The 4,827-nt window shown below is 29.9% G+C and carries 7 protein-coding genes; all 7 read right to left on the reverse strand.

The features are described 5' to 3' along the window. Positions 1-309: 309 nt before the first annotated feature. The gene (gene hxlB / locus KTF99_RS16610) at positions 310-855 is read right to left on the reverse strand and encodes a 6-phospho-3-hexuloisomerase (RefSeq protein ID WP_008792883.1); all 546 of its coding nucleotides are present in this window, start codon (positions 853-855) and stop codon (positions 310-312) included. Then, a complete protein-coding gene (rpe, locus tag KTF99_RS16615) occupies positions 839-1,498 on the reverse strand; it encodes a ribulose-phosphate 3-epimerase (protein WP_008792884.1) in 660 nt (219 codons plus the stop codon). Before rpe ends, hxlB begins: the two co-directional genes overlap by 17 nt. 40 nt (positions 1,499-1,538) lie before the next feature. Beyond that, positions 1,539-2,054, reverse strand: coding sequence for a YjbQ family protein (locus KTF99_RS16620; protein ID WP_008792885.1), 516 nt, complete (start codon positions 2,052-2,054; stop codon positions 1,539-1,541). A 1-nt stretch (position 2,055) separates the two neighbouring features. Further along, positions 2,056-2,337 (reverse strand): PTS sugar transporter subunit IIB, encoded by a 282-nt coding sequence (locus KTF99_RS16625; protein ID WP_008792886.1) that lies wholly within the window; start codon positions 2,335-2,337, stop codon positions 2,056-2,058. Positions 2,338-2,349: 12 nt separating this feature from the next. After that, a complete protein-coding gene (locus KTF99_RS16630) occupies positions 2,350-3,678 on the reverse strand; it encodes a PTS galactitol transporter subunit IIC (protein ID WP_008792887.1) in 1,329 nt (442 codons plus the stop codon). A 14-nt stretch (positions 3,679-3,692) separates the two neighbouring features. After that, positions 3,693-4,148, reverse strand: coding sequence for a PTS sugar transporter subunit IIA (locus tag KTF99_RS16635; RefSeq protein ID WP_008792888.1), 456 nt, complete (start codon positions 4,146-4,148; stop codon positions 3,693-3,695). Between the two features lie 15 nt (positions 4,149-4,163). Continuing rightward, positions 4,164-4,827: PTS sugar transporter subunit IIA (locus KTF99_RS16640; RefSeq protein WP_217215664.1), on the reverse strand; the 664-nt coding region annotated here is incomplete at its 5' end.

Here is a 4,827-nt window from a genome sequence, read left to right on the forward strand (position 1 = left end):
AATAAACTTTCATCTGTTGGGAATACTGTTCTTATTTTAGTAAACTTTCTAAATGTTCTCTTTCTACACATTCTACTATATCCATAACGTTCTTCGTCATATAATCTTATAATTTCTTTCTTGTCCATATAAGTTAATTTTGCCATAATAAAACCCCAAAGATTGTACTTGTTATATTAGTCCAATCTTTGGGGTTCATTTCAAACGAACTACACACTTAAACACTAATTATTTGATTTTATAAAATGGATTTTAAACTGTTTATATCCATTTATTTATATCGTTTGACTTTTTATTCTTGTAGTTTAATTATTCAAAATTTGTATGTCTTTGAAACATACTATCTGAATTTTCGTTTAATTTTTTCATTAATTCTAATATAATTGCATCATAAACAAGAAATGAAAGCTGCTCAAAAGCAGAGGCCATAGGTTGCTTACTTTTACCAGATAATTTAGAAGCACCTGGTAACACAACTATACTATCAGCCAAAGAAGCTATAGTAGAATTTTCGTTTATTGTTATAAGAGCAACTCTTACCTGTTCATCTTTTGCTGTTTGAGCAATAGACACAAGACTTGGCGTTTCACCTGATCCCGATCCAATAATAAGTAAATCTCCAGACTTTGAATGAGGAGAAGTAATTTCTCCGACTAAACTAACTGAAAATCCCAGATGCATAAGTCTATTTGCAAACGCAGAAATAATCAGACCAGAGCGTCCTTTTCCCAATAAATATATATGATGAGCTTTCACTATTTCTTTAATAAAATTTTGAAAATCATTATCATTTACTATCTGACTGTTTTGCTTTAATTCATTTAAAATAATCTCTAAATTATTTTTTACACTCATATTTTTTGCCTTTCTTTAATAAATTTTTAATTCTTTCTGTAATATTTCCATTAAAAATATATCCACCAGACACAAACACATTCACTCCCGTTTTTAAACACTCTACTATTGTTTCATCAGTGATATTACCATCAACTTGAATATCATAATAAAAATTATTATCTTCCTTGAGTTTTGCTAGTTCTTTCATTTTGTGAAGAGTTGAGTTTATAAATTTTTGTCCAGGTACTCCAGGATTAATAGTCATAACTAGCACTTGATCAACAAGTGGGAGCATCTCTTTAATCATGCATACTGGTGTCGCAGGATTAATTGCTACACCTGCCCTTTTTCCTAATGCATGAATCATTTGTATAACTCTATAAAGATGTCTTGTTGATTCGTAATGTACAGTAATAATATCTGCATTCTTGTAATTATCAATATATCTTTCAGGATTTTCTATCATCAAATGTACATCTAAAATAAACTCTGTTTTTTCTTTTAAATCATTAACCGTATTTGATCCAAATGCTTGATTAGGTACAAAATGTCCGTCCATCACATCAATATGTAAATATGTTGCTCCTGCACTTTTAACTTCTTTTAATTGTTTAACCAGATCATAAGTATTTGCATTTAATAGTGAAGGTGATATAATCATTAAAATCATCTCCTTATAATAAAGGGTATCTTTCGATACCCTATTCACCTAAAATCATTACATTAATTATTCTTGTTCTTTCTCTTAATTGATCCCAATCAACGAAATATACTCGTCCTAAAGTCCCCAATAATATATTTCCATCACGTATAATAAACGTAAGCGAAGGACTGCCAAACACTGATGACCTAATATGAGCATCTGTATTCAACATTGTCCATTTTTCAGCTGGGTAATTTGAATCACTTAAACTTAATCCAAATTCAATATGTTTTGGTCCTGGACTGTTATATTGATTTTCACTTGTCATCTTAGGTACTAAACGATCTAAAGTATTATTAATATCAACTTGTAAATACTCGTCACCATAAAAATTAGTATCATGCATAGTTTCATCAAAATATAATGAACATGTTGTATGTGCACTTGAAACTGTTATCAACCCATCTTTAATATTTGATTTTTTTACAAAATCAATTAAATGCTGTTTAATATCGTGATATGATGGTCTACCTATAACTGTCTGAAGGACAATATCATCATGATAAATATTCATACTATAAACCTAATCTTTCTTTTAAATCTTTATATAATTGTTCTACCCCCAAACCTGTTAATAAAGGCAATCCATTAATAACCTTATCTTTAATAGATTCAGATACAATTGTTGTTGAGATAACAGCATCATAATCATCAATTTTATTCAACTCATCAGCTAATTTAGATTGATAAATTTTAACTTCTGTATATCCATTACTATTTAACCATTCTTGTACTTTTGCAACTGCAATTGTAGAAGTTGCATGTCCTGCTCCACATACGATTAATAATGTTTTCATTCTTTTTTCCTCCTATTGTACCGCGGGCTTTTTTATTTTATTTACATAAATTAATAGTCCCAACACTATAACTCCAATAATAACTAATCCAATCCATCCAATTGATTGTAACAGTATTGTAAATAATGCTACAGGCCATAAGCCACAGTTAACTGATGTAACTAAACCAACTGTACCAACATTATATTCTGCTAATTTAAATACATTTGTAATAACTGGTGCTAGCCAGGTTGACAAATATAACATTGTCACCATATATAAACTGCAGCCTAAAATACTTCTCACAATATTTCCTTTAAAGAAAGGAACCATTAATGCAATAGCAAATGCATAAAAAGCTAAGTCGCCAAATGGTAATGTTTTATTGCCTGGTAAAATAATTGCTAATAATAGTGATACAGGTACCATAATTAATGTAGTTGTCATAACTGTCGGATGCCCAACAGTAAGCGCTGCATCCATACCAATGTTAACAGTACGACCATTTAAATGCTTATTTGTCCAAGTTTTTGCGGCCTCAGCAACTGGCATTAGACCCTCCATAAACATTGCAACCATTTTTGGCATAATTTTCATAACAGCTGCTGTTGTCATTCCTAATTGACCAATTTTGGCAACATCATACCCTGCCAAAATACCTACACCTATACCAATAAATAATCCCATAATAACTGTATCTCCAAAGATACCAAATTTTTTACCAATTGTTTCTGCATCTGCATCAATTCTATTCAGACCTGGAATATGATCAAATAACCAATTAACAGGAATTGCAAAAATCGTTCCACATAAAGCCATCATATGTGTAATAGCAATACCAGGATACCCAAAGAAATTGCTGATTTTCTCTTGAAATAAGTCTGCAAGTAACCATTGAATCATAAGTGCTACTATAATTCCTAAGAGACCAACCCAAAAACTTCCACTAATTGCATTAGCAACTAACCCCAAGAACGCTGGGAACCAAAAATTCCAAATATCTACATTTAATGTTTTTGTCCAACCAAGCATAACAAACACTAAATTAAGTCCTAATGAAATTAGTATAATACAAATACCTAATGTTGTAGAAAATGCAAGCGGCCCTCCAACTCCACAACCAATATCCATAATACTTAATGAGTTACCATATTTTTCTCCCATTGTTTGAATAGCTGTTCCCAAATTTGATGATAGCAAACCAATAACTAAATCCAAACCAATAGAACCAATACCAACTGTAATCCCAGAAATAATTGCCTTTGATAATTTAACCCCAAAAAATAATGCTATAATAATTATTATAATCGGCAGGAAAACTGTTGATCCCAGACCAATAAACCATTGTAATGCTTCAACCATTTTTTTACCCTCTCTTAATAAATTCCATTTCTATTTAAAATACCCATAAATTCTTCTTCGTTTTCACATTGTTTAAGTGCATTAATTGCTTCTTTATTCTGAAACAATGCGATTAAATTTTGTAATATTTGTACTTGTTCATGCGGTTGACTCATAGCTAACATAAATACTAGTTCAACTTTTATTTTTTCATTTTTATCTCCCATGTTTAAAAACTCAACAGGTTGATTCAATGATGCAAAGCAGATCTGTGAATAATTAACCTTGCTTGAATCAGTGTGAGGAATCGCAAATCCTATATCATTAATCAATAATCCCGTTGGATATTCTTCCTCACGTTCTTTAATTCCTTCTAAATAATCACTTTTAACTACACCAGCTTGAAACATTGTTTTGAACATTGTTTCAAACAATTCATCCTGAGTAGCAAATATTTGATGAAACATACATAATCTTTTATCAAAATACATAAATTTCCCCCTCTATTACTTATAAAATAAATCTATCATTGCATCAATACTACTAATTTTTACAATCTGATCTATATATTCCTTCTTAATAATGATTTGATATATTTCTTGAATAACATCTTTAAACTTATCAACATGATCTTCATTTAAACATACCATTATAATAAGACTTACTAGATTACCACCCCAATCGACAGGTTTATCTAAAGTTAGTATAGATATACTAGATGTAATAATTGTTGATGGATCGGCATGTGGCAGAGCAACTCCACTATCCATACACGTAACTCCTGCTCTCTCCCTATTAAAGATTGAATCTCTAAATTTTTCATTAACATATTCTCTATTTTCTAATTCTTGAATTAAGTTTTCCAAACACTCTTTTTTATTTTTATAATTCTTCTTTATTTGAATTAATGTTGGATTAATAAATTGACTTAGATATGGTGCAGAGAAATTTTTCAATTCTCTGAGTACTTCTTCTTTAAATAGTATATGTTTTTTATATGCGTCCATAATATTGATATAATCTTCATTGGTAACAACTGGACTTACTCTAACGTATGGAACATTTATATTATCTAAATCAACTGACGTTATAATCAAATCTACATGAGATAAATTGTAAGTGCCAAATAAAATAGTGTATTTAAAAAAGTCGATTGAATTGATACAATGA

It is taken from the genome of Erysipelatoclostridium sp. MSK.7.34, assembly GCF_019041935.1.
GTDB lineage: Bacteria > Bacillota_I > Bacilli_A > Erysipelotrichales > Coprobacillaceae > Thomasclavelia > Thomasclavelia ramosa.

Coding starts and splice junctions, on each gene's coding strand:
- rpe (WP_008792884.1), bottom strand. CDS start 1,498: ATGATTATATCACCTTCACTATTAAATGCAAATACTTATGATCTGGTT.
- hxlB (WP_008792883.1), bottom strand. CDS start 855: ATGAGTGTAAAAAATAATTTAGAGATTATTTTAAATGAATTAAAGCAA.
- KTF99_RS16620 (WP_008792885.1), bottom strand. CDS start 2,054: ATGAATATTTATCATGATGATATTGTCCTTCAGACAGTTATAGGTAGA.
- KTF99_RS16625 (WP_008792886.1), bottom strand. CDS start 2,337: ATGAAAACATTATTAATCGTATGTGGAGCAGGACATGCAACTTCTACA.
- KTF99_RS16630 (WP_008792887.1), bottom strand. CDS start 3,678: ATGGTTGAAGCATTACAATGGTTTATTGGTCTGGGATCAACAGTTTTC.
- KTF99_RS16635 (WP_008792888.1), bottom strand. CDS start 4,148: ATGTATTTTGATAAAAGATTATGTATGTTTCATCAAATATTTGCTACT.